The organism is Embleya sp. NPDC005971 (genome assembly GCF_040629175.1).
Taxonomy (GTDB): Bacteria; Actinomycetota; Actinomycetes; order Streptomycetales; family Streptomycetaceae; genus Embleya.
The window spans coordinates 16,264-38,315 of sequence record NZ_JBEXUX010000023.1; the positions used below are offsets into that span (position 1 = coordinate 16,264).

At 71.9% G+C, this 22,052-nt stretch carries 23 protein-coding genes; 11 read left to right on the forward strand and 12 right to left on the reverse strand.

The genetic code is table 11. The annotated features are described in order from the left end of the window. Nucleotides 1-46 precede the first annotated feature (46 nt). Nucleotides 47-1,546 (forward strand): MFS transporter, encoded by a 1,500-nt coding sequence (locus ABZ374_RS21180; RefSeq protein ID WP_360313231.1) that lies wholly within the window; start codon nt 47-49, stop codon nt 1,544-1,546. Here ABZ374_RS21180 and ABZ374_RS21185 read toward each other — a convergent pair. Next, complete coding sequence (locus ABZ374_RS21185; protein WP_360313233.1) at nt 1,435-2,220, reverse strand: hypothetical protein; 786 nt, start codon at nt 2,218-2,220, stop codon at nt 1,435-1,437. The two genes, ABZ374_RS21180 and ABZ374_RS21185, sit on opposite strands and share 112 nt — an antisense overlap. Nucleotides 2,221-2,681: 461 nt before the next feature. On the opposite strand from ABZ374_RS21185, the gene ABZ374_RS21190 reads away from it, so the two are divergent. Further along, nucleotides 2,682-4,406, forward strand: a complete 1,725-nt coding sequence (locus tag ABZ374_RS21190; protein ID WP_360313235.1) for a SulP family inorganic anion transporter — start codon at nt 2,682-2,684, stop codon at nt 4,404-4,406. Nucleotides 4,407-4,435: 29 nt separating this feature from the next. Here the strand turns inward: ABZ374_RS21190 and ABZ374_RS21195 are convergent, their stop codons facing one another. The 3 genes from ABZ374_RS21195 to ABZ374_RS21205 all read right to left on the reverse strand — a co-directional run bounded on the left by ABZ374_RS21195 (nt 4,436) and on the right by ABZ374_RS21205 (nt 6,152). Then, entirely contained in the window at nt 4,436-4,615 is a 180-nt protein-coding gene (locus ABZ374_RS21195; RefSeq protein ID WP_360313237.1) for a hypothetical protein, read from the reverse strand. 174 nt (nt 4,616-4,789) lie between these two features. After that, nucleotides 4,790-5,485 carry a glycerophosphodiester phosphodiesterase gene (locus ABZ374_RS21200; RefSeq protein ID WP_360313239.1) on the reverse strand — a complete coding sequence of 232 codons (696 nt, stop codon included), beginning with the start codon at nt 5,483-5,485 and terminating at the stop codon, nt 4,790-4,792. 61 nt (nt 5,486-5,546) lie between these two features. Continuing rightward, nucleotides 5,547-6,152, reverse strand: a complete 606-nt coding sequence (locus ABZ374_RS21205; RefSeq protein WP_360313241.1) for a helix-turn-helix domain-containing protein — start codon at nt 6,150-6,152, stop codon at nt 5,547-5,549. 182 nt (nt 6,153-6,334) lie between these two features. Here ABZ374_RS21205 and ABZ374_RS21210 point away from each other — a divergent pair, with 182 nt between their 5' ends. Then, on the forward strand, nt 6,335-7,126 hold the full coding sequence (locus ABZ374_RS21210) for an SDR family oxidoreductase (RefSeq protein WP_360313243.1): 792 nt from the start codon (nt 6,335-6,337) through the stop codon (nt 7,124-7,126). A gap of 85 nt (nt 7,127-7,211) precedes the next feature. Here the strand turns inward: ABZ374_RS21210 and ABZ374_RS21215 are convergent, their stop codons facing one another. The 7 genes from ABZ374_RS21215 to ABZ374_RS21245 form a co-directional block, all read right to left on the reverse strand. Continuing rightward, on the reverse strand, nt 7,212-8,291 hold the full coding sequence (locus ABZ374_RS21215) for an LLM class flavin-dependent oxidoreductase (RefSeq protein ID WP_360313245.1): 1,080 nt from the start codon (nt 8,289-8,291) through the stop codon (nt 7,212-7,214). Further along, nucleotides 8,288-9,202, reverse strand: a complete 915-nt coding sequence (locus ABZ374_RS21220; RefSeq protein WP_360313247.1) for an ABC transporter substrate-binding protein — start codon at nt 9,200-9,202, stop codon at nt 8,288-8,290. The genes ABZ374_RS21215 and ABZ374_RS21220 overlap by 4 nt, the downstream gene beginning before the upstream one ends. Next, on the reverse strand, nt 9,203-9,988 hold the full coding sequence (locus ABZ374_RS21225) for an ABC transporter ATP-binding protein (protein ID WP_360313249.1): 786 nt from the start codon (nt 9,986-9,988) through the stop codon (nt 9,203-9,205). Beyond that, nucleotides 9,985-10,845: an ABC transporter permease gene (locus ABZ374_RS21230; protein WP_360313251.1), complete on the reverse strand. Its 861-nt coding sequence runs from the start codon at nt 10,843-10,845 to the stop codon at nt 9,985-9,987. Before ABZ374_RS21230 ends, ABZ374_RS21225 begins: the two co-directional genes overlap by 4 nt. Further along, nucleotides 10,842-11,882 (reverse strand): NrtA/SsuA/CpmA family ABC transporter substrate-binding protein, encoded by a 1,041-nt coding sequence (locus ABZ374_RS21235; RefSeq protein ID WP_360313253.1) that lies wholly within the window; start codon nt 11,880-11,882, stop codon nt 10,842-10,844. The genes ABZ374_RS21230 and ABZ374_RS21235 overlap by 4 nt, the downstream gene beginning before the upstream one ends. Continuing rightward, nucleotides 11,875-13,002 carry an ABC transporter substrate-binding protein gene (locus ABZ374_RS21240; RefSeq protein WP_360313255.1) on the reverse strand — a complete coding sequence of 376 codons (1,128 nt, stop codon included), beginning with the start codon at nt 13,000-13,002 and terminating at the stop codon, nt 11,875-11,877. The genes ABZ374_RS21235 and ABZ374_RS21240 overlap by 8 nt, the downstream gene beginning before the upstream one ends. Nucleotides 13,003-13,269: 267 nt before the next feature. Beyond that, nucleotides 13,270-13,443 (reverse strand): putative leader peptide, encoded by a 174-nt coding sequence (locus ABZ374_RS21245; protein WP_360313257.1) that lies wholly within the window; start codon nt 13,441-13,443, stop codon nt 13,270-13,272. Between the two features lie 148 nt (nt 13,444-13,591). Here ABZ374_RS21245 and ABZ374_RS21250 point away from each other — a divergent pair, with 148 nt between their 5' ends. After that, nucleotides 13,592-14,464 (forward strand): IclR family transcriptional regulator, encoded by an 873-nt coding sequence (locus ABZ374_RS21250; protein WP_360313259.1) that lies wholly within the window; start codon nt 13,592-13,594, stop codon nt 14,462-14,464. A gap of 78 nt (nt 14,465-14,542) precedes the next feature. Here ABZ374_RS21250 and ABZ374_RS21255 read toward each other — a convergent pair whose 3' ends face one another. Beyond that, a complete protein-coding gene (locus ABZ374_RS21255) occupies nt 14,543-15,064 on the reverse strand; it encodes a hypothetical protein (RefSeq protein WP_360313261.1) in 522 nt (173 codons plus the stop codon). A gap of 443 nt (nt 15,065-15,507) precedes the next feature. On the opposite strand from ABZ374_RS21255, the gene ABZ374_RS21260 reads away from it, so the two are divergent. The 7 genes from ABZ374_RS21260 (at nt 15,508) to ABZ374_RS21290 (ending at nt 21,905) form a co-directional block, all read left to right on the forward strand. After that, entirely contained in the window at nt 15,508-16,107 is a 600-nt protein-coding gene (locus ABZ374_RS21260) for an ABATE domain-containing protein (RefSeq protein ID WP_360313263.1), read from the forward strand. Between the two features lie 120 nt (nt 16,108-16,227). Beyond that, nucleotides 16,228-16,833, forward strand: a complete 606-nt coding sequence (locus tag ABZ374_RS21265) for a septum formation family protein (RefSeq protein WP_360313265.1) — start codon at nt 16,228-16,230, stop codon at nt 16,831-16,833. A gap of 874 nt (nt 16,834-17,707) precedes the next feature. Then, entirely contained in the window at nt 17,708-19,177 is a 1,470-nt protein-coding gene (locus ABZ374_RS21270) for an ATP-binding protein (RefSeq protein ID WP_360313267.1), read from the forward strand. Beyond that, on the forward strand, nt 19,174-19,581 hold the full coding sequence (locus ABZ374_RS21275; protein ID WP_360313269.1) for a roadblock/LC7 domain-containing protein: 408 nt from the start codon (nt 19,174-19,176) through the stop codon (nt 19,579-19,581). Before ABZ374_RS21270 ends, ABZ374_RS21275 begins: the two co-directional genes overlap by 4 nt. Then, nucleotides 19,578-19,928 (forward strand): DUF742 domain-containing protein, encoded by a 351-nt coding sequence (locus tag ABZ374_RS21280; protein WP_360313271.1) that lies wholly within the window; start codon nt 19,578-19,580, stop codon nt 19,926-19,928. The genes ABZ374_RS21275 and ABZ374_RS21280 overlap by 4 nt, the downstream gene beginning before the upstream one ends. Then, nucleotides 19,909-20,529, forward strand: a complete 621-nt coding sequence (locus tag ABZ374_RS21285) for an ATP/GTP-binding protein (protein ID WP_360313273.1) — start codon at nt 19,909-19,911, stop codon at nt 20,527-20,529. Before ABZ374_RS21280 ends, ABZ374_RS21285 begins: the two co-directional genes overlap by 20 nt. Then, entirely contained in the window at nt 20,526-21,905 is a 1,380-nt protein-coding gene (locus ABZ374_RS21290; RefSeq protein ID WP_360313275.1) for a cytochrome P450, read from the forward strand. Before ABZ374_RS21285 ends, ABZ374_RS21290 begins: the two co-directional genes overlap by 4 nt. Nucleotides 21,906-22,052: the final 147 nt, after the last annotated feature.

The following is a 22,052-nucleotide window of genomic DNA, read 5'->3' on the forward strand; positions in this document are numbered from 1 at the left end:
GCCGCCCCGACGCGCGTCTCCTCCCATCGACAGGAGCAGCATCGCCATGTCGCAAAGCACCGCCGCCTCCGCCGTCGCATCGCCGACCCCGACCGGACCCGCCGCCCTGCCCCGCCGCTGGTTGATCCTCGCGGTGATCGCCCTCGCACAGGTCACCGTGGTCCTGGACGCCACGATCGTCAACATCGCGCTGCCGTCCGCCCAGCAGGACCTGGGCTTCTCCGACGGCAACCGCCAATGGGTGGTCACCGCCTACGCCCTCGCCTTCGGCAGCCTGCTCCTGCTCGGCGGCCGGATCGCCGACCTGTTCGGTCGCCGAAACGCCTTCCTGATCGGCCTGTTCGGCTTCGCCCTGGCCTCCGCCGCCGGTGGCGCCGCGCCCAACTTCGAGGTCCTGGTCGCCGCCCGCGCGCTCCAGGGCGTGTTCGGCGCCCTCCTCGCACCCGCCGCGCTGTCCCTGCTCACCACCACCTTCACCGACCCGGGCGAACGCGCCAAGGCGTTCGGCGTGTTCGGCGCCGTGGCCGGTGCGGGTGGTGGCGTGGGGCTGCTGCTGGGCGGCCTGCTGACCCAGCACCTGGACTGGCGCTGGTGCCTGTACGTCAACCTGATCCTGGCCGGTGCCGCGATCGTCGGCGGCTTCCTCCTGCTCGGCAGGCACGAACCCGCCGCCGACCGCCCCCGCCTGGACCTGCCCGGCACGTTGGCCGTCTCGGCCGGGTTGTTCGCGCTCGTCTACGGCTTCTCCCGCGCGGAAAGCGACGGCTGGAGCGATCCGATCACCTACGGCTGCCTGATCGCCGCCGCCGCGTTGTTGGCCGTCTTCGTCCGGATCCAGGGCTCCGTCGCCAATCCGCTCCTGCCGCTTCGCGTGGTCGTCGACCGCGACCGGGGTGCCGCACTGCTGGGCATGCTGATCTCCGGCGCCGGGATGTTCGGCATGTTCCTCTTCCTGACCTTCTACATGCAGCAGACCCTGCACTACAGCCCGGTGCGGACCGGACTGTCGTTCCTGCCCATGGTGTTCGGCATCATGATCACCGCGACCAGCGCGACCGTGATACTGCTCCCCCGATTCGGCCCCAAGCCGATCGTGCCGACCGGAATGGGCCTGGCCGCCCTGGGACTTCTCTACCTGACCCGTCTGGACCTGGACAGCGGCTACGCGGGCGACCTGATGCCCGGCCTGATCGCCTTCGGCGCCGGGGTGGGACTGGTGATCGCACCGTGCATGAGCGCGGCCACCTTCGGCGTGCGCGCGGAGGACGCCGGGGTCGCCTCCGCCGCCGTCAACACCGTCCAGCAGGTGGGTGGTTCGGTGGGCATCGCGCTGCTGAGCACACTGGCCGCCACGGCGGGATCCGACTACCTCGACGGCCGGCAGTCCAGCCCGGAAGCCTTCGCCCACGCCGCCCTGGAGAGCTACGCGACCGCCTATCGCTGGTCCGCCGCGTTCTTCGCGATCGGCCTGCTCGTCACCGCCGTCCTCTTCCGGCCCGGCGCGCCGGCCCCCGCCTCGAAGACGGCCCCCGCCGTGCACATGTGATCCCACCCGGCGGGCCGTCCCGACGCGGCGGCCCACCGGGTGCAGTACTCCACGTGGATCTCCCGGGCGCCGGGCGCCGGGATTTTGTCCAACCCGTGGAACTCGGTGCAAAAATGCCCATGGTTGGGGTGCCCGGGCACGAACCCGGGCCCCTCGCGGGCCACATCGAGGAGCCGTCCGGCGGTTTCCCGGAACACCTTTGCGGTCCCGGTCATGAACAACGTGTCCGCGTGCACGTGTTGTCGAAACAGGTCACGGTTCTCCCGGTGGTGCCGCGCCCGATGGTCGATGTCGGGCCCCTCGCCCGGGCCGACTCCCGCCGGTTCCACGGTCTGCGGCCGGCCCGCGTCCAGCCGCGCCCGCACCTGCTTCCGTCGCGAGGGCGCGAACTGCATCGCCCGAGGCACCAACGCCACGTCGAGCCGCCGTCCTTCCCCGAAGGCCCCGGCCGGCGGGGGATTGCCCCGCATCGGCAGGTGGATCAACGATCGGGGCGAACGGGCCGCCAACAACCACAGTCCGCCGATCACCGCAGCTGCCTCCCGGTCCGGATACGCCCCCAGGTACGCGTCGAGATCCAGTACCACCCCGCGCGCCAACCCGCGCGCGGGGCGCACGACTCGTATCTCCTCCCCGCGCACCCGGGCCCGCGACACCATCACCGGAATCTTCACGCCCCACCCCTACCGCATCCCCCGCCACGCCCGCATCCACGATTCGCCGCATCCCGGGCAATGCCGCACGTCCGGAGGGTCGTTCGATGCGTCCGATGGGTGCGGTAGCGTGCCGGTTGGGTGCGTAACGTGATGGATGTAGGACTATCGGTTATTTTGATCATCGGTTTTTGCTAGGGTCGATCCCGAGGCGAGTGTGCCCCCGCGATGGGGCCGCGCCGCGATTCGCGCGTTCGCCGGATGCGGACCACCTGACGACACGGATCACACGACACCCGACTTTCCACGACCCCCTCCGGGGGTCCGCGCCCGCACGTGTGAGGGCGGTTCGACGGTGCCCGCAGCCGGGCACCCGGGCCTGGGCCGGGGTGTGCGGCACACGAACCGATGTGCGGGGTACGGCGATTCGGCATGCCCGACGGGTACGGGTCGCCTCGGCTGACGAGAGGTCAGGGCCGTTGATGCAAACGTTGTTCAGGGGATGGGGGCGGGTCGCCGGGTTGTTCCCGGGGCCCGGTGATCTGGTGGCGGTGCGTCGTGCACCGGGGCGCGATCTGTTGGCGGGCCTCACCGTCGCGGTGGTCGCCCTGCCACTGGCACTGGCGTTCGGGGTGGCGTCGGGGGTCGGGGCGCAGGCCGGGCTGGTGACGGCGGTGGTCGCGGGGGCGTTGGCGGCCGTGTTCGGCGGATCCAACCTCCAGGTGTCCGGACCGACCGGGGCGATGACCGTGGTACTGGTCCCGGTCGTGCAACGGCACGGCACCGAGGGGGTGTTGATGGTCGGCCTGCTGGCCGGCGTGCTGCTGGTCGCGGTCGCGGTACTGCGCCTGGGCCGGGCCGCGAAGTACCTGCCGTTACCCGTCGTCGAGGGCTTCACCGCGGGCATCGCCGTGGTGATCGCCCTGCAACAGGTACCGGCCGCGTTGGGCGCGGCGGGCGAGGGCGAGAAGGTGTGGCAGGTCGCCGCACACGCCACCGTGCGCTTCCTCGAACATCCCGACGCCGACGCGCCGGCGATGGCCCTGGGCGTCGCGGCGCTGCTCCTGGTCGGCGCCCGTTGGCGGCCGGGCGTCCCCTTCTCGCTGCTCGCGGTGGCCGCCGCGACCCTCCTGGCCGAGGCACTGCCCACCCTCGACGTGGCCCGCATCGGCGCACTGCCCAACGGCCTCCCCGCCCCGTCCCTGGCCTTCTTCGACGCGTCGATGCTGGTCGTGCTGCTGCCGTCGGCCCTGGCCGTGGCCGCCCTGGCCGGCCTCGAATCGCTGCTCTGCGCAAGCGTGGCCGACGGCATGACCACCGGCCAACGGCACGACCCCGATCGCGAACTCTTCGGCCAGGGCCTCGCCAACCTGGCCACCCCCCTGTTCGGCGGCGTCCCGGCCACGGCGGCCATCGCCCGCACCGCCGTCAACGTCCGCGCCGGCGCCTCCTCGCGGCTCGCCGCGCTCACCCACGCCCTGGTGCTCGCGGTGATCGTCTTCAGCGCGGCCGGCCTGGTCTCCCACATCCCGCTGCCCGCCCTGGCCGGCGTACTGCTGGCCACGTGCGTGCGGATGGTCCAGGTGTCCACGCTGACCGCACTCGCCCGCTCCACCCGCGCCGACGCCGCCGTACTCGCGGTCACCTTCGTGGTGACCGTCGCGGTGGACCTGGTCACCGCCGTGGTGATCGGCATCGGCCTCGCCGTGGTCCTGGCCCTGCGCCAGGTGACCCGCTCGGCCCGCCTGGAACCGATCCCGCTACCGGCCGACGAAACCGAAACCGAACCCGAGACCGGTGCCGAGATCGCAGCCGAGACCGAGACCACACCCGCCGCCCCGCACCCGCACCGCCGCATCGCCGTGTTCCGCCTCGACGGACCCCTGTTCTTCCCCGCCGCCCACCGCCTGGTCACCCGGTTGTCCGAGGTACAGGGCGTCCAGGTGGTGATCCTGCGGATGTCCCGGGTGACCGCGATCGACGCGACCGGCGCCGGCGTCCTGGGCGAGGCGATCACCGACCTGGAGGCACGCGGCGTCACCGTGCTGCTCTCCGGCGTCCAGCCGGACCACGATCAGGTCCTGGACGCGCTGCGGATCGCCGAACACCTGCGCCGGGACCACCTGGTCTTCCCCGACACCCGCGGCGCGATCGGCCACGCCCGCGAACTCGTCCGGGCCGACCGCCCGAAACCGGCGGCGCACTGACGGCGCGCGACTGCCGCCGCAGCCCGCCGCTACTCGCCCAGGTAGTGGAACGCGAGCCAGAACACGCCGCCGATGATGTGCGTGACGAACAGGAAGAAGCAGAGCCAGATCAGGATGCCCTTCTCGGTCTGCTTCTGCGTCTCCCGAGGCCGCCGCGCCGGCGCCGAGGGGGCGGCGGGCGGGGCGGGCTCCGGGGTGGGTTCGGTCATCACGTTTCCTCGGGTCAAGGCGGCGTACGAAGTCGGCACGGAGCACCCGACCAAAGTGCACGACCGGGCTGCCCCGCCACGGTAACCGCTGTGCCCGAGCCACCCGCCCGCGACCACCCGCCGCCCGGGCGCACCGCCCCGCTCCCTCGGCCGGCTCCCCCGCCGCCCCGCCGCTCAGCCCTGCCGCTCCGCCAGCACGTCGAGCAGCCGACCGATGCGATTGCTGATGATCATGTCCACCCCCATGTCCAGCAACCGGCGCATCACCCGCGGCGAGTCCACCGTCCAGGCGCTCACCCCGTACCCGTCCGCGTGGCAGCGGGCGACCGAGGCCGCGTCGTACGCCCGCCAGCGCAGGTTGATGTACTCCGGCCGCAGGTCGCGCAACACCGCCGGCTCCGGCACCCGGGCGAACGAGTCGCCGCTGAGCCCGATGTGCGCGTCCGCCGCGTGCTCGCGCACCCGACCCATCGCCACCGGCCCGCCGACGTACAGGATCTGTTCGTTCACCCCGTGCCGGGCCACCGCCTCGACCGCGGGCTCGGCCAGTTCGATCTCGCCGAAGTCGACCATCAACCCGCCCCTGGTGCCCTTGATCAGCTCCAACGCCTCGTCGAAGCTGGGCACTCGATACTTCCCGCGCCGGCCGATCTCGCGCACCTGAGCCAGGGTCAGTTCGCGTACGTGCGCGTTGCGCCACCACAACCGACGCAGCGTCGCGTCGTGCAGCAGCACCAGATGCCCGTCCCGGGTGACCTCCAGGTCGATCTCGACCAGATCCGCGCCCCGGTTCAGCGCGCTGGCCAACGACGGCAGGGTGTTCTCCCGAAAGCGCCGGGGGTCGCCTCGGTGGGCCACGGCCAGGGTCACGACAAGCCTCTCGATCGGGGACCGGCGGGCACACCGTACACGTCGGTCGGCCGACCCGACCTCATCGCGCGGACGGGCCGTCCGACGGGCCGAATCCGTGCAGCAGGGTGTCCACGATCCGGGTCGCGAGCACGTCCGCGTCCTGGCCCCGGTCGTCCTGCGCGGCCTCGTGGATCAGCGCGTAGTAGACGCGTCGGGTCCAGTCCAGGTCCACGTCCGGGCGCAGCAGTCCGTCCTCGCGCGCCCGTCGGAAGAGCCGATCGCAGCGATCGAGCACGTCGGTGTGCACGTGCGCCACCTCGGGGTCGTCGGTGCGCAGCGCGTTCATCGCGAAGCCCCACGCGATCTTCACCCGCAGCACGTTCGCGGTCACCTGGTACAGCGCGACCGCGGGCGGCGTGTTGTCCGGGCGGGCCGCGGTCACCGCGTCGTGGAACTGCCGCGTGGCCCACCCGGTCATCGCCACGATCAACGCCTCGCGGGTCGCGAAGCGACGGTGCACCGTCGTCCTGGCCACGCCGGCGGCCTCCGCGATCTGCTCCATCGTGGCCGCCGGGTTGGCACTGAGCACCCGTTCGGCCGCCTCCAGGATCGCCCGCACGGTGCGCTCGGCGTCCGCTCGCAGCGGTCGCGGCCGGTCACTGGTCCCGCCTGCCTTGGAAGTCACCCCCGAACTGTACGTCAGAGTCGCTGTTCCACCTCTACTTGCATCATCGATGACGCATCTTCTAAGTTAATGGCGTCACCGAAGAGCCATTTAGCGCATGCGGCACCCGTGGTTCGTCACGCCCAAGCCCGCGATCCCCACATCCCGAATATCCCGAAAATCCTGTACCAGAGGGAGCCCTCATGGACCTGCGCCTCAACGACAAGACCGCCCTGGTGACCGGTGCGAGCCGAGGCATCGGCCTGGCGATCGTGACCACTCTTCGCGACGAGGGTGTGCGGGTCCTGGCCGCCGCCCGCACCATCACCCCGGAGCTGGCCGCGACCGGCGCCCACACCATGGTGGTGGACCTGGCCCGTGCGGACGGACCGATCCGACTCGCCGAACGCGCCGCGGCCGAGTTCGGCCGGCTCGACGTCCTGGTCAACAACGTCGGCGGCGGGGACGCGGCCGACAACGATCAGACCGGCGGCTTCCTGAGCTTCACCGACGAGCAATGGCTGGCCTCGTTCGAACTGAACTTCCTGGCCGCCGTGCGCACCACCCGCGCCACCCTGCCCGCACTGATCGAGGCGCGCGGCGCGATCGTGAACATCTCCTCGCTCGGCGCCCGGGCGCCGCACCACGGCCCGGTGCCGTACACGAGCACCAAGGCCGCGCTGACCGCGTTCGGCAAGGCCCTCGCCGAGGAGTTCGGCCCGCAGGGCGTCCGGGTCAACACGGTCTCCCCCGGCGCGGTGCGCACCGCGATGTGGGAGGCGCCGGACGGCTACGGCGCCCAACTGGCCGCGTCCATGGGCCTGTCCCACGAGCAGTTGCTCGCCGCTCTCCCCGGCGCGACCGGCGTGCTCACCGGCCGCTTCGTCGAACCCGCCGAGGTGGCGAGCACCGTCGCCTACCTGGTCTCCCCGCTCGCCGGCAGCGTGACCGGCACCGACCACCTCGTGGACGGCGGCGCCCACAAGGCCGCCTGAACCGAACCAGCCCCCGGGCGCGACCGGGCCGCCCCGAAAAGGGCCCCGTCGCGCCCCGGATCGGCGGCGCCGGCGCACCGCGACCTCACCCCACCCGCGGTCGCACCCCCAGCGCCGGCAACACCGTCTCGCCGACCCGATACGCCTCCTCCAACAGCGGATTGCCGGACAGGATGAACGTGTCCACGCCCAGCGCCTCGAACTCCTGGAGGCGCTCGATCACCTGCGCCGTACTGCCCACCACCGCCGTGCCCGGCCCGGGCCGGAACAGCCCCATCCCGGGCCACAGGTTCGGGTAGACCTCCAACTCCCGTGCCCGGGCCGGCACCCGGCCCCCGTGCTGGCGGAACTGCCGCTCCCACCCGACCCCGTCCGCGTCCGCCGCCTGCCCCAATTGCCGGGCGTAGGTCGCATGGCTGGTCACCTCCAGCAGCCGATCGGCCGCCGCCCACGCCTCGTTCTCGCTCTCCCGCACGATCAGGTGCAGCCGCAGACCGACCCGCAGCTCCCGTCCGTGCGCGGCGGCGCGTTCGCGCACCCGCTCCAGCTTCTCCTTGAGCAGATGCGGCGGTTCACCCCAGGTCAGATAGACGTCGACCTGCTCGGCGGCCATCTCGATACCGGCCGGGGACGAGCCGCCGAACCACAGCGGAACGTGCCCGCCGTCGCGCCGCAACTCGCGAAGCCCCGCGCCGGCCTGCCGCAGGTCGTAGAACCTGCCCTTGTGGTCGAACACCTCGCCGGAGGTGAGCCGCTTGACGATCGACCAGTATTCGGCACTCAGTTCGTACCGCTCGTCGTGGTCCAGATGCAGTCCGTACTCACGAAGGCCCTCGGTCGAACCGTTGACCACGTTGAAGCGCAACCGCCCCGCACCGAACAACGCCTCGAAGCTCAGCGCCATCTTCGCCAGCAACGTCGGCGCGATCAGCCCCGGATGCACCGCGAGCAGCGGCCGGAACGTCGGCGCGGCGGCGGCCAGCACACTGCCCAGCGACCACACGTCGTACAGGTCGGTCGCCAGCAGTGCACCGCTGAAGCCCAACCGGTCCACCGCGCCGCCGAGTTGCTGGAGATAGGCCAGATCGACCGGACGCCGCCCGGCGGGCTCCCACGGATACGGCCCCTCGCGCGGGATCACGTACCACAACACCTCGGCGCTCATCGGGCACCCCCGTGCGCCGGTGCGAGCACCTCGGCGACCCGGGCCGCCGGGCCGGCGGCCTGCGCGGCGGCCACGGTGATCGTCCGGTCGATGAAGCCGCCGGCCGCGAAGATGTCCGCCGCCTCCTGCTGCTCGGCGATGAACGAGGCGGGCACCGGCTCCAGTTGCCACGGCAGCGCGGCCAGCGCCTCGGCCCAGTCCGCCCGTGTCCCCGGCAGTTCGGCCGCGTGCAGTTCGGCCGCCTCGTCGAGGTGCGTCGCCGCCCACTCGTCGGCCCGGCGCAGCGCGGCCACCACGATCGAGAGCAACTCGGTGCGTTCCTCGGCGAACGCCCGGCTCGCGAAGAACACCGAGCGGTCGGTGATCACCTCGCCGACGCGGAGCAACACCCGCAGCCCGGGCTCGCGCCGCGCCGCGACCAACTCCGGCCCCTGCGCGACCCAGCCGGCGATCTCCCCGGCGCGCAGCCGCGCGGCCTGGTCCCGGCCGGCCTCCGGGCGCACCGGGGTGATGTCGTCCCGGTAGGACAAACCGACGTCGTTCAGCGCCTTGGCCACGAAGTGGGTCTGCCACGAGCCGATGCTCAGCACGACCGTGCCGTCCTTGAGGTCCGCCGGGCCCCGGACCGGACCCTCGTCGGCGACCAACAGCGCGCCGTGCTCGGGCCGGGGTGCGGACACCGCGACGTAGACGAGATCGTGGCCCTGCGCCTGGCCGACGATCGGCGGCGTGGAGCCGGTCCCGCCGAAGTCGATGGTGCCGTCGCCGAGCAGTTCGCCGACTCGGGTGCCCTCCACGGGCACCCAGGTCACACTTTCGCCCAGCGGCTCCAGGGCACGTTCCAGGATGCCCAGGCGGGCGAGCAGGTACAGCGACGGGTTGCTGCCGTGGACACCGATGGTGACGGTCATTCAGATCACTCCGGTCGAAGACGGGGAGGAGGACAGGGACAGGGAGGCGGCCATGGGCGCGGCGGCAGGGGCGGGAGCGGGAGCGGTGTGCACCCCGAGATCGGCGAGCAGTCGTCGCCGCAGCGCCGCGAACGCCGGATCGGTGGGGTCGCGCGGCCGATCGACGGCGACCACCTCGTCGGTGACCAGGTGTCCGTCGCGCAACACCGCGACCCGGTCGGCCAGCCGGATCGCCTCCTCGACGTCGTGCGTGACCAACAGCACGGCGGGCCGGTGTACCCGGCACAACTCGCCGACCAGGTCCTGCATGCGCATCCGGGTGAGTGCGTCCAGTGCCGCGAACGGTTCGTCCAGGAGCAGCAGTTCCGGCTCGCGAACCAACGCCCGCGCGAGGGCGACGCGCTGTGCCTCGCCACCGGACAGGGTCGCCGGCCAGGCTTGGGCATGCCCTTCCAGGCCGACCTCGGTCAGCGCGCGCAGCCCGGTGTCCCGGGTCGCCCGACCCCCCGGCAGGCCGACCACCACGTTGCCCAACACCCGCTTGGAGGGCACCAGACGCGGTTCCTGGAAGACGATGGTGCGGGCCTCGGGGACCAGGACGGTGCCGCCGTCGCTGCGATCGAGCGCGCCCAGGATGCGCAGCAGCGTGGTCTTGCCGGTACCGCTGGCCCCGAGCAGCGCGACGAACTCGCCGCGCGCGATGTCCAGATCGACGCCGTCCAGCACGGCGCGGGGGCCGAACTCCCGGCGCAGGCCCCGGATGTGTACCGCGATCTCGGCGCTCATCGGCCCGCTCCGTGACCCTGGCCGCGCCACGGCATCAGCACCCGTTCGAGGATGCGTACGATCATGTCCGCGAACAGTCCCAGGATCGCGTAGACCAGGATGCAGACGGTGAGGATGTCGGTGCGCGAGAAGCTCTGCGCCTGGCTCATCAGATAGCCGATCCCCGCCGTGGAGTTGATCTCCTCGGCCGCGATCAGCGCGATCACGCTCAGCGTCATGGACAGCCGCAACCCGGACAGCAGTGCGGGCAGTGCTCCGGGCAGGACCACCTCACGCACCAGGGCGATCCGGCCGACGCCGAAGCTGCGCATCGCCTCGACCAGCTTGCGATCCACGTTGCGCACCCCGCCGGAGGCGGAGACGTACATCGGGAACGCGGTGGCCACCGCGATCAGGATCACCCGGGCCGATTCACCGATGCCGAACCACACCATGAACAGCGGGACCAAGGCCAGGAAGGGCACCGTGCGCAGCAACTGCACGGAGGAGTCGAGGAGTTCCTCGCCGAGTCGGGAGAAGCCGGTGAGCACGCCCAGGGCCAGCCCGATGGTCAGCCCGAAGACCAGGCCCAGGCCGGCGCGGCCCAGCGACACGCGGAGTGCGTCCGGGAGTTGGCCGTTGTCCCACATCTCGCGCGCGGCGCGCAGCACGTCGGCGGGCGAGCCGAGCAGGTCGGGGCTGAGCGCGCCGCTGTGCGAGGCCCAGGCCCAGCCGCCGATCAGCGCGAGCGGACCGATGGTGCGCAGCGCGGGGCTGAGGAAACGCGGCCGCGGGCGCGGCAGTCGCGGGCGCGGGGTCACCAGGCCGGGATACTCGCGCGTGCGGACTTCGGCGGCGACCTGTGTGGGCGCGGTCATCCGGTCGCTCCGGCGAGGGTGGCCACGTCCAGCAGGTGCGGCTTGACGTCGACCAGGCTCGGGGTGACCTTCTGGTCCAGGAAGAACTTGGCGACCTTGCCGAAGCGCTCCACGTCGGCGGGCCGGATCGGCTCGACCGTCGCGCCCTGCCTGGTGAAGTCGGCCTGGACGCGCTTGGGTTCGGCGCCGTACGCGGTGGGCCCGGAGTCGGTGAAGACGTTGATGTACGCGGCCGGGTCGGCGATCTCCTTGGTGCCGGCCTCGTGCAGGTAGGCGTAGAAGGCCTTGATCACCTCGGGGTGCTTGTCCGCGAACGCGTTGCGCACCGCCCAGACCGAGTAGTTGTCCGAGCCGAGCGCGCGGCCGTCGGCAAGGAAGCGGGCGTTGCCGGAGGCCAGCGCGGGCACCGAGTAGGTGGCCCAGGTGGCCCACGCGTCGACCTGACCGGCGGCGAACACCGGTGCGGTCTGGTCGGCCCGCAGGTAGACCCGCTCGACCTTGTCCGCCGGGATGCCCGCCTGTTCGAGCGCGGCCAGCAGCAGGTATTCGCTGGTCCCACCCTGCGAGCAGGCCACCTTCTTGCCGACCAGGTCCCGGATCGAGTCGACCTTCGAGTCGCTCTTCACCAGGATGCCCTCGCCGGCGAGGTCGGGGGCGGTGGCGCCGAACAGCTTGAAGCTCGGCTTTTGTCCGAGCGCGGCGACGGCGGAGGTGATCGAGCCGAGCGCGACGTCGAGTTGGCCGGCGTTGATGGCCTGTGCGGCCGGTGCGAACGGGCCCGCGCTGCCGGTCCACGAGACCTTGGCGCCGACCTTGGCCAACGCCGCGTCCAGCGATCCGTCCTTCTTGCCGAGCGCGAGTACACCGTTGTTGCCGGGGTCGGGAATCCGCAGCGTCACCCCCGCCTTGGCGTCGCCGCCGGTGGACGCCTTGGCGTCCTTCGACGAGGAGCCGCAGCCGGTCAGCCCGATCAGCGTCGCGGTCGCGAGCGCGACGGCGGACAGCAGACGGGTGCGACGAGGGGACCGGCTACTCATGGGATGCCTCCAACGTGGATATGCGGAACGGTTCGGGGTCGAGCGACGATGCGGATGTGGTTGCCCGGCCGAGCGCCCCGGCCGAGTCGGGGTTACGCGGGGACGATCGGGTCGGTGTGCGGCGTGCGTCGGCGAGTTCGCGGGCCAGCCGCAGCGGCTCGGGGGCCGCCCACGCGTGCACGTCCACCGGCGCGGCCAGGAAGCCCTGCGCGTGCAGGAAGCGTTCCTGCCGGGCGAGCAGGTCCAGCCGTTCCGGCGACAGGTCGATCCGCAGCGTGTCCGGGCCGAGTTCGCGGTACGCGCCGGCCACCCCGAGCGCGCCCGCGCCGGTCTCGGCGCCCAGGATCCGGGCCACCTCGGCGGGATGCCCGGGGGCCCAGTCGGCGGCCTCGACCAACACCGCGAGGAACCGGATGACCAACCCCGGGTGGTGGTCCAACAGATCCTGGTGCACCGTGATCGGCCGGGGCGTGCCGTTGTTGATCCGGGCCGCGGGGTCGATCGCCGCGTCCAGGTCGATCGCCACCACCGCGCCGTGCCGCGCGGCGGCCTCGACCGCGAGCGCGCCCTTGACGTAGACGGCGTCCACCTCACCGCGGCCGAGCGCGGCCAACTCGGCTTCCCACTGCCCGATTCCGGCCGCCGCGGGCACCTCGACCGGGTGCGCGTCGGCCAGGCTCGCACCGGCGAGCGAGAGCGCTCCCGCGAAGCCGTGCAGGGCCATCGCCCGCCAGAAGTCGATCGCGATGTCGTGCCGGGGAACAGCCAGCCGCACACCGCGCAACTGCTCGGGGGCGGCGATGCCGCTGTCCGCCCGGACCAGGATCGCCTGGCTCTCCTCGATCCAGGTCAGCCCGACCAGCCGGGTCGCCTCGCCCCGCGAACGCGCCCACAGCGCGGGCACGTTGCCGCCCTCGCGGAAGAGTCCGGGCAGCGCGTGCGTGTAGTGGTGGTCGGCGGCCACCTCGGCCGGGACGTCCTGGAGCGAACGCACGGTGATGCCCTCGGCCGCGAACTCGGCGTCGAGCAGGCCCAGATCGGCCGCGATGCCGGTGGCGGTGGGGACGGGACAGCGGGTGAACCACAGTTCGTCGGGACGGGCGCCGGTCACGGCGGTCATGGCGATACTTCCGTTCGCGTTCGTAGCGGCGGCGAGGGGGTCCGCGGCCCGGCTGGGCACGGCGCGGATCGACCCGGGACCGAACCGGTCCGGGCAGGGGGCAACGGATCATGCGAGGTGACGACCTACGCTGCGCGGACGCCGCGACAAGCAGGTGCGCAGGCACAGGCGCAGACGACGGCGCAGATGCCGACGCCGACGGTTCGATCAGCGGCGATCGCATCGATCGTCGGGCGCGGGGGTACGCAGCTTCGGTGCGGCGGTGGTTCAGCGACAGCCGGCGCTGGCGACGCGCGCGAGGTCGATGTGCCGGCGGCTGGTGAGCAGCGCGCGGGCGGTGGAGAGCGGCGCGGTGTACAACGCGTCTGCGGACACCGGGGCCTCCCTCTCGATTTCGTCGATCACCGGCGCGGTCGAGCGCCGGCGCACCGAATGGTGCATCGGCTGGATCCTGGCACGATCCACACCGTACGATCAAACCTTCCCACGATGTGGGATGTCCGGATGCGCTCCGACGCGATCCGTGGCACACAGTCGTCCATCGGCTTGCCGTATGGTGAAAACCTGCTGTCGAACGGCGAGTTGGGGGATGTCGGTGGACACGCCGGACACGATGCACCCGGAAGAAGACGCGCCGAACGTCGCGGACCCGCCGGCCGCGCACGCACCGCGCGCGACCGCCGCACCGTCCGGGGCGCAGGCCGTGCAACGGGCGCTGGGCATCCTGCACTGTTTCCGGGCCACCGGCACCGATCTGAGCGCCTCGGACATCGCCCGTCGGCTGAGCCTGTCGGTGTCCACCGCCCATCGCCTGGCCCGCACCCTGGTCGGCGCGGGCTTCCTCGATCAGGACGACCGCACCAGCCGCTACCGACTGGGCCCGGTGGTCGCCGAGCTGGGCCTGCTGGCCTACCACCAACGCGGCCTGCACCACGCGGCACCCGAGTTGGAGCAGTTGTCCCGGCGTACCTCGGCGACCTCCGACCTGGCCATCCGCAGCGGCCGGCATGCGCTGGTCCTGGTCGGCAGTTCGGTACAACCCGGCACGGGGCTCGGGCTGCGCCGCCCACTGCACTCGACCGCATTGGGCAAGGTGCTGCTGGCCTGGGCGGATCCGGCGGACGGCGGGCTGGAGCCGCTGTTGCCGCTCGCCCCGCAGACCGCGCGCACCGTGGTGGATCCGGTCGCGCTACAGGCCCAGTTGCAGGCCGCCCGGGCGATCGGCTACGCGCTCAACGACGGCGAATCGGTGCCGGGGGTGCGCACCCTGGCGGTGCCGATCCTGAACCGGGCCGGCCACGCGCACGCCGCCCTGGCCGTGCGGTCCACGCCCGCCGTGATGACCGACGAGCGCATCCCGTGGTTCCGCGATCGGGCCCAGGCGTGCGCCGACGCCCTGGAGGTACTGCTGCTGCCGCCGCATCGCCGTCGGCTGCGCGAGTCGGGGCTGCCCACGGAATAGGGCGGGGCCGACGCGAAAAGGGGTCCGCCCCACACCTTCGGTCGGAAGGCGCGGGGCGGACCCGGGATCGAGCGGCGGTCAGGCCGCGGCGACCAGCGCGTCGCGACCGAGCGCGCGGGTGCGAGTGGCCGTGACGGTCGTGGGCGACCCGGCCTTGCCCGCCGACTTGGGGGCGAACACCGCCAGTCGCAGGAAGGCGAACCGGGCCAGTCCGGCGATGCCCGAGGCGACGAGGTAGGTGCCCTGCTCGACCATGATGCTCGGCGCGGCCTGGACCGCGTGCAGGCCGAGCATCGCCGCCGTGGTGAACAGGTAGGCGACCGCCGCCGAACCGCCTGCCTGGAAGTGCGCCTTGAGGTCGGCGCGGCCCGCCCGGAAGGCGAACCGGCTGTGCAGTTCGGTCGCCAGGATGGTGCCGGCCACGGTGACGATCGCGTTGGCGACCGGGATCGGCAGGTGTCCGGAGAGCGCGACGAGCGCGGCGCTGGAGGCCAGCCCCGTACCGCCACCGAAGACCACGAAGCGAGCGAAGGAGGCGACCGTGCCGGGCGTCGACGGCTGAGTGGTGTTCTGCTCTGCGACCCGGCTGCGGTTGTTCACGTGACTCTCCTTGACCCCCTGCGAGCCCTGTCGGCCCGTCGGATCAAACCTAGGGATCGCGCAACACATTCCCCATGGGGCCCACTTCCCTCTCTCGGTAGGGCTGGCCCCACCCCGCTCCGGCGGGTTCACCCCGGGGCGATGTGAACGCCGGCACAGCCGGGAGCGACGAAGTGATGGCGACAATCCCTACCAAATACGAGCAAAGCTCCGCCGGTTTCCGTCGATCGTGACCCCTCCTCCGCCCTTCCGAGCATCGACCGGCCGTCGATGTCTGCCTCGTCACACCACACCGTGTGTGCCACATCACTCACGCGGGGCGACATTCGCCCCCAGGTGTACCGAGAGGCGACCCCGGCCGGCGAACCGAGGCCCGAGCCCGAACCCGGGTCGCCGAACCGTCTCCATCCACATGGGTGAGGCGACCCGGTAGCATTAGTTTGGTGAGCACACGAATCGCGGACCTCGGCACCGGCGGCGCACCCCTGCTCGGCGAGCCGCTGCCGGTGGAGCTGGCCAACACCCGCTACGCGGTGCGGGGCGTGCCGCACGAGGGCTTGGCCGAACCGGAACACCTGGCCGCCTGGCTGCGCGACATCGCGCCGCGCCTGGCCGGCCCGCCCTCGGAGGCCGCGCTGCTCGCGGTGGACGCGGCGGACCTGGCGGCGGTACTCGACCTGCGCGAGTGCGTCGCCGCGCTGCTGCGGGCCGCGATGACGGACACCGCGCCGGCCGCCGACGTGCCGACCCGGCTCAACGCGTACACCCGCGCGGCGCCGCGCTGGCGCGAGCTGACCTGGCCGACGGCGGACACCCGCACCGAGGCGGCGCCGATCGCCGCGGTGCTGGCCGAGCTGGCGGACGCCACGATCGACCTGGTCACCGGTCCCGACCGGGCCGAGCTGCGGCCCTGTCACGGCCCGGGGTGCGTGCTGCACTTCGTCAAGAACAACCCGCGCCGCGAATGGTGCTCCGCCGGCTGCGGCAACCGCGCCCGGGTGGCCCGGCACTACCAACGCACCAAGAACGCTCCCCAGGCGTGAGCCCGCCCCGGTCCTCGGGGTTGCCCGGCGGACGCCGGAGATAAGGGAAGCCCCCTGAAGACCGGAACGAACGCCTCCGCAAGACTCTGGGGCATTCCCAGCGAGAGGCTTCGATTTCCCATGCGCGTTTCCCGGTTCTCCGGCGTGTCCGCCCGCTCGTCCGCCGCCGCAGTCGCCGTTCTGATCGCCTCGACGCTGCTCACCGGCTGCCTCGGCAAGGACGACGACAAGAAGAAGGACGACAAGGGCAGCTCGACCGGGACCAAACCCCCGATGATCACCATGCCGCCGGCACCGACCCTGCCGGCGAAGACCGATCCGTCGACCGGCAAGCCCGCCACCGGCGGCGGCGGCGCCACCCCGTCCGGGACCCCGACCAAGACCAGCGGCCGGGTCAAGATGGTCAAGCTGCACAAGGGTGACTGCATCAACGAGCAGGGCGAGAACATCGACATCGTCGCCTGCACCACACCGCACGACGCGGAGGTGGTCGGCGAGTACACGCTGCCGTCGAACATGTCGCCGACGAGCATGACCTTCCAGGAGGACATCGCCAAGAAGTGCACCGAACTGGTCACCGGTGCCGCCCAGCGCAACAGCGACATCGAACTCTCCAAGCTCACCATGCGCCCCACCGCGGGAAGCCGGCTCAACGAGAACGACCGCGACCTGACCTGCCTCCTCAAGCGCACGGACCACGGTCGGCTCACCGCCCCACTGAAGTAGCCGCGGGCGGGCGGCAAGCCCAGCGGCACCGCAGCGGCTGCGAGGCGGTGCGGCGGCCCGCCGCCCGAAAACCCCGGCGTCGCCGTCGGCACGGCGGCCATCGCCGCCACCGCCGGGACATCCGGCACACCCGCACCGACCGGGGCGTCTCCCTTCGGACGCGGCCCGACGCGGCCCGACAACCGGCCCCTATCCGAACCCGCTTGACGAAAGCGGGAGTTGCCACCGCCGAACCCGCTTGACGTAAGCCGGAGTTGGCACCGCCGAACCCGCCCATCGCGCGGTGCCGGCAGGCCCGCGGGACGGCGATCGGCCACCGCGACACTCGCCCCGGCGGACGAGCCGGCTCGGCGGGTGCCAAGGGACCCACCCCGAGCGGCGCCCTCGCGACCCGCGGCCGCACACCCTGCGACGCAGCGGACGTGCACCACACACACGGCCGGATGCGTGCCCGGTCGGCGGCAGTGGGCCCGGTCGCCTCCGATCCGGCGAACATCCCGCGCCGCCGCACCAAGTCCCCGCAGTCCCGGCTCGGCCCCATCCGGCTGCCCGTACGGGTAAGCCCTGCTCGTCCGCGCCCCGCCCCGCCGCCCGCGAAACCGCGCCCGCACCGGACCGCGCCAATATCGCGTTCTGTTCGAGTGATGTCCCAATCCTCGCTGATTCACCCGTTCGAGCGGCATGTGCTCCACACGCCCGATCCGCCCCACCCGTCCGCGTAGCCTGGCGCCCGCGACGGTGCTTCCCCTGCCCGACGAGGCCCTGCCCCGCCTACACGGGAGCACCCGAACACCCCCGCCGGCGGCCGCAATCGGCCCGCCGCGTGGTCCGCAGGACACCCGCACGATTCGTTCCGACTTTTTCGAGGATGCCGATGGTTCTCGCTGGATCGTCCCCCGGAGGCCGACGGCCGGCCCTCGCGTGGGTTCTCCCCTTCCTCGTGACCGCCGCGTGCGCGGTCGCGGCCGTGGCCGCGGTCTCCTCCCAGGCTCGCCCCGCGGTGGCCTTGTGCGGTGGAATCGCGACCGTCGCCGTCGCCGTGTGCGCCGCCGAGGCGGGCCGCCGCGGGCGCACGATCGCGCAACTGCACGTACGACTCCAGCAGCAACAGGTCGGGCTGCGCCGCCGACTCGCCGCACAGGAACAGGAGACGGTCCGGCTGGCGGAGGAGATGTTGCCCGAGGCGATCGGCCGCCTCCAGGCCGGCGAGCCGGTACCGGAGGTGATGCGCAAGGTCGCCCCGCAACCGGAAGACCCGACCGAATTCGCGGTCGCACACCGCAATGTGATCCGCTCGGTGATCGACACGGTCAGCGCCGAGGAGGACCTGCGCGATTCCGCCCAGCGCGCGTTCGTCAACATCGCTCGCCGCGTCCAGGCCACCATTCACCAACAGGCCCAGGACATGCGGGACATGGAGGACCGGCACGGCGACGACCCGGTCGTCTTCCGCGACCTCCTGCACCTGGACCACGGCAACGCGCTGATCGGTCGGATGGCCGACAGCATCGCCGTGCTCGGTGGCGCCCGCCCGGGTCGCCAGTGGGAAACCGACATCGGCATGTACAGCGTGTTGCGCGGCGCCATGTCGCGCATCCTGGACTACCGCCGGGTCAAGCTGCACTCGGTCGTCGAGGTCGCGGTGATCTCGCAGCACGTCGAACCGCTGATCCACGCGATCGCCGAACTGCTCGACAACGCCACCCGATACTCGCCGCCCTCGACCACCGTGCACCTGAGCACCACCGAGGTGCAGACCGGCATCGCGGTCGAGATCGAGGACGCCGGCGTCGGCCTGAGCGAGGAGGCCCGCCGCCGGGCCGAGCGCATCCTGTCCCTGGACGGCGCCGCGCTCAACCTGGGCGACCTCGGCGAGACGCCGCGACTGGGCCTGACCGTGGTCGGCCGCCTCGCGAAGGCCAACAACTTCAAGGTGATGCTGCGCCCGTCGGCCTACTCCGGCGTACGCGCGGTCGTGGTCATCCCGCAGAACCAGATCACCGCGAACGTGCCGCCGATGTACCCGATGCCCGAGCACCTCCAACACCTGGACGAACTCCCGTCCCTGCACGACATGATGACCGACACGCCGGTCGTCACCGAGTTCGGCGCGAACGGGCTGCCGCAACGCCGTCGACGCAACCTGGGCACCGTCCCCCGCGCCGCGGCACCGCGCGGCGAGCACCGCGCGACCGGCCCCAAGCCCACCACGCCGAGCGTCGACGACACCCCGCCGGGACTCGGCCTGGACGCCTTCCTCAGTGGCATCAACGGCGAACTTCCGTCCGGTGAACGGCGATCCGAGAGCAGGGACGATACGTGGGACGACGGGGGATATCGATGACGGGCTACCGACCGAACATGGACTGGATGCTCGCCGATCTGGCGAAGAGCGTGCCGTTCACGCGCTACATCGTGCTGCTCTCCGCGGACGGCCTGCGGATGGCCCAGCACAACACCGCGGCGGACACCGCCGACCGGCTCGCCGCCGCGTGCGCCGGCCTGCAGAGCCTCGCCGCGGCGATCGCGTCCGAATTCCCCAAGGGGGACGGCCGGATGCGCCTGGTCGTGATCGAAGTCAACGGCGGCTACTTCTACATGATGGCCGCCGGCGCCGGCGCGTATCTCGCGGTGCTGGCCGACGGTCAGGTGGACACCGGTCTGCTCGGCCATCGGATGCGCGACCTGGTGATCCGGATCGGCGAACACCTCACCAGTCCGCCACGCCGCGACGGGGCCTTTCCGTGATCGTGCCGCAGCGCTCCCGGCGCGATCCATACCCCGAACGGCTGTACATGGTCGGGGAAAACCCCGAGGACCGGCACCGGTTGGACCTCGTCACGCTGTTCGTCGCCAAGCACGAACCCGAGCGCGGGATGGCTCCCGAGCTCGCCGCGATCCTGCGGATGTGCGAACAGCCGTTGTCGATGGCGGAGATCTCCGCCCACATGCGGTTACCGACCAGCGTGCTGACCCTGGTGCTCCTGGACATGGTCGACACGGATCAGCTCGAGGCGCGGGCCCCGATCCCGACCGCGTCGTTGCCCGACATCGATCTGCTCAAGGCGGTGATGCATGGACTACAAAGGCTCTGAGACCCTCGCCGGACCGCGCCCCGAGGACATGCTGCCCGCGACGGCCGCCGCCGCGGTCAAGGTGGTGATCGTCGGCGGCTTCGGCGTCGGCAAGACCACCCTGGTCGGTGCGGTCAGCGAGATCCGACCGCTCACCACCGAGGAGACGATGACCCAGGCGGGCGTCGGCATCGACGACCTCGCGGGCATCGAGCACAAGACCACCACGACCGTGGCGATGGACTTCGGTCGGATCAGCCTCGACGAGCGCCTGGTGCTCTACCTGTTCGGCACCCCCGGACAGGAACGCTTCTGGTTCCTGTGGAACGGCCTGTTCGACGGCGCGCTCGGTGCCGTGGTCCTGGTCGACACCCGGCGCCTGGAGGTGTGCTTCGACGTGCTGGGCCGACTGGAGGACCGCGGCGTGCCGTTCGTGGTCGCGGTCAACACGTTCCCCGAGTCGCCGGTCTACTCGATGGACGAACTACGCGGCGCGCTCGACCTGGACGAGTCCGTACCGATGGTCGACTGCGACGCCCGCAGTCGGGGTTCGAGCCGGGACGTCCTGCTGGCCCTCATGCAATACCTCTACACGCTCACCACGAACCGGGAGATGCAATGACCGCTCCTCCCCCCGTTCCGCCGCCCGGCTGCCCCGCGCACGCGGGCGCGACGGCCACCGAGGGCATCACCAGGTTGTACGGCCCGGAGACCATCGCCGACCCGGGCGCCGCGTACGAGAGGTTGCGCGCCGAATACGGAGCGGTCGCACCGATCCTGGTCGACGGCGACTTCCCGGGCTGGCTGGTCCTGGGCTACCGGGAAAACCTGGAGGTCATGCGCACGCCGAGCCGATTCTCCCGGGACGCGCGCAACTGGCGCGATTGGCGCGAGGGTCGCATCCCGCCGGACGCCACCATCCTGCCGATCATGGAGTATCGCCCGGACTGCGTGTCCACCGACGGCGCCGAGCACCAGCGGCTGCGCACCGTGGTCACCGAGAGTCTGGACCGGTTCGACCGACGCGGCATCCGCAAGCACGTCCAGCGACTCGCCCACGACCTGATCGACCGGATCGCGGCCGACGGTCACGCGGACCTGGTCGCCCAGTACGCGCAGCAGTTGCCGATGCTGGTCATCGCGCAGCTCTACGGTCTGCCCGACGCGATGGGCCCGCGCCTGGTCGAGGCCAGCGCCGAGCTGATGATGCAGAGCGAACGCGCCCTGGAGTGCAACGAGTTCATTCTCCAGACGCTGCGCGACCTGGCCGACCGCAAGCGCGTCGAGCCGGCCGCCGACTTCCCGTCCTGGCTGCTCGAACACCCGAACAAGCTGTCCGACGACGAAGTCCTGCACCACCTGCGGCTGGTGATGGTCGCGGCGAACGAGCTGACCATCTCGCTGATGGCGAACACGATGCGGGTGGTCCTGACCGACGACCGGTTCGCCGCCTCGTTGGCCGGCGCGCGGTTGAGCCTGCCCGACGCGGTCGAGCAAGTCCTCTGGGACGAACCGCCGTTGTGGGTCATCCCGGGTCGCTGGGCGCTGGTGGACACCGAGTTGGGCGGGCGTCGGATCAAGGCGGGCGACCTGCTCGTACTCGGCGTGATGGCCGGCAACGTCGACCCGCAGATCCGTACCGACCTCACCGTGCCGGTCCACAACAACCGGGCCCACCTGGCGTTCAGCGGCGGCGCGCACCTGTGTCCGGGACAGGACATCGGTCGAGCCATCACGGACACCGCGATCGACACGCTCAACAGCCGACTGCCCGATATCCGGCTGGCCCACCCCGACCGCCCCCCGGCCTGGCACGCGGCCACCTGGGCCCGCTATCTCACCTCGCTACCGGTCGAGTTCACCCCGGTTCCCCTGGTACCACCCGCCGAATGGACCCGCCCCCCACGCCCACCCCGCCCCACCACCCCACCGCAACCCCCGCCGGCCCCCCTACCCACCACATGGTGGACCCGCCTCACCACCTGGCTCTTCGGCTGACCCAGGGAGGGTGCGCGGCCAACCCCCCACACCCTCCCCACCACAGCCCGGGCAACGAACCCCTCCAGCCCGTCCGGCACTTGAGGACAACCGAATTCCCACCCCACCAGACCGCAACCCGGGGGAGGAACCCCCTTCAGCCCGTCG

Bases quoted from the DNA above. Each gene is read 5' to 3' on its own strand.
- ABZ374_RS21180 (WP_360313231.1), top strand. From the start codon at position 47: ATGTCGCAAAGCACCGCCGCCTCCGCCGTCGCATCGCCGACCCCGACC.
- ABZ374_RS21190 (WP_360313235.1), top strand. From the start codon at position 2,682: ATGCAAACGTTGTTCAGGGGATGGGGGCGGGTCGCCGGGTTGTTCCCG.
- ABZ374_RS21195 (WP_360313237.1), bottom strand. From the start codon at position 4,615: ATGACCGAACCCACCCCGGAGCCCGCCCCGCCCGCCGCCCCCTCGGCG.
- ABZ374_RS21210 (WP_360313243.1), top strand. From the start codon at position 6,335: ATGGACCTGCGCCTCAACGACAAGACCGCCCTGGTGACCGGTGCGAGC.
- ABZ374_RS21215 (WP_360313245.1), bottom strand. From the start codon at position 8,291: ATGAGCGCCGAGGTGTTGTGGTACGTGATCCCGCGCGAGGGGCCGTAT.
- ABZ374_RS21220 (WP_360313247.1), bottom strand. From the start codon at position 9,202: ATGACCGTCACCATCGGTGTCCACGGCAGCAACCCGTCGCTGTACCTG.
- ABZ374_RS21225 (WP_360313249.1), bottom strand. From the start codon at position 9,988: ATGAGCGCCGAGATCGCGGTACACATCCGGGGCCTGCGCCGGGAGTTC.
- ABZ374_RS21230 (WP_360313251.1), bottom strand. From the start codon at position 10,845: ATGACCGCGCCCACACAGGTCGCCGCCGAAGTCCGCACGCGCGAGTAT.
- ABZ374_RS21235 (WP_360313253.1), bottom strand. From the start codon at position 11,882: ATGAGTAGCCGGTCCCCTCGTCGCACCCGTCTGCTGTCCGCCGTCGCG.
- ABZ374_RS21240 (WP_360313255.1), bottom strand. From the start codon at position 13,002: ATGACCGCCGTGACCGGCGCCCGTCCCGACGAACTGTGGTTCACCCGC.
- ABZ374_RS21245 (WP_360313257.1), bottom strand. From the start codon at position 13,443: ATGCACCATTCGGTGCGCCGGCGCTCGACCGCGCCGGTGATCGACGAA.
- ABZ374_RS21250 (WP_360313259.1), top strand. From the start codon at position 13,592: ATGTCGGTGGACACGCCGGACACGATGCACCCGGAAGAAGACGCGCCG.
- ABZ374_RS21265 (WP_360313265.1), top strand. From the start codon at position 16,228: ATGCGCGTTTCCCGGTTCTCCGGCGTGTCCGCCCGCTCGTCCGCCGCC.
- ABZ374_RS21270 (WP_360313267.1), top strand. From the start codon at position 17,708: ATGGTTCTCGCTGGATCGTCCCCCGGAGGCCGACGGCCGGCCCTCGCG.
- ABZ374_RS21275 (WP_360313269.1), top strand. From the start codon at position 19,174: ATGACGGGCTACCGACCGAACATGGACTGGATGCTCGCCGATCTGGCG.
- ABZ374_RS21285 (WP_360313273.1), top strand. From the start codon at position 19,909: ATGGACTACAAAGGCTCTGAGACCCTCGCCGGACCGCGCCCCGAGGAC.
- ABZ374_RS21290 (WP_360313275.1), top strand. From the start codon at position 20,526: ATGACCGCTCCTCCCCCCGTTCCGCCGCCCGGCTGCCCCGCGCACGCG.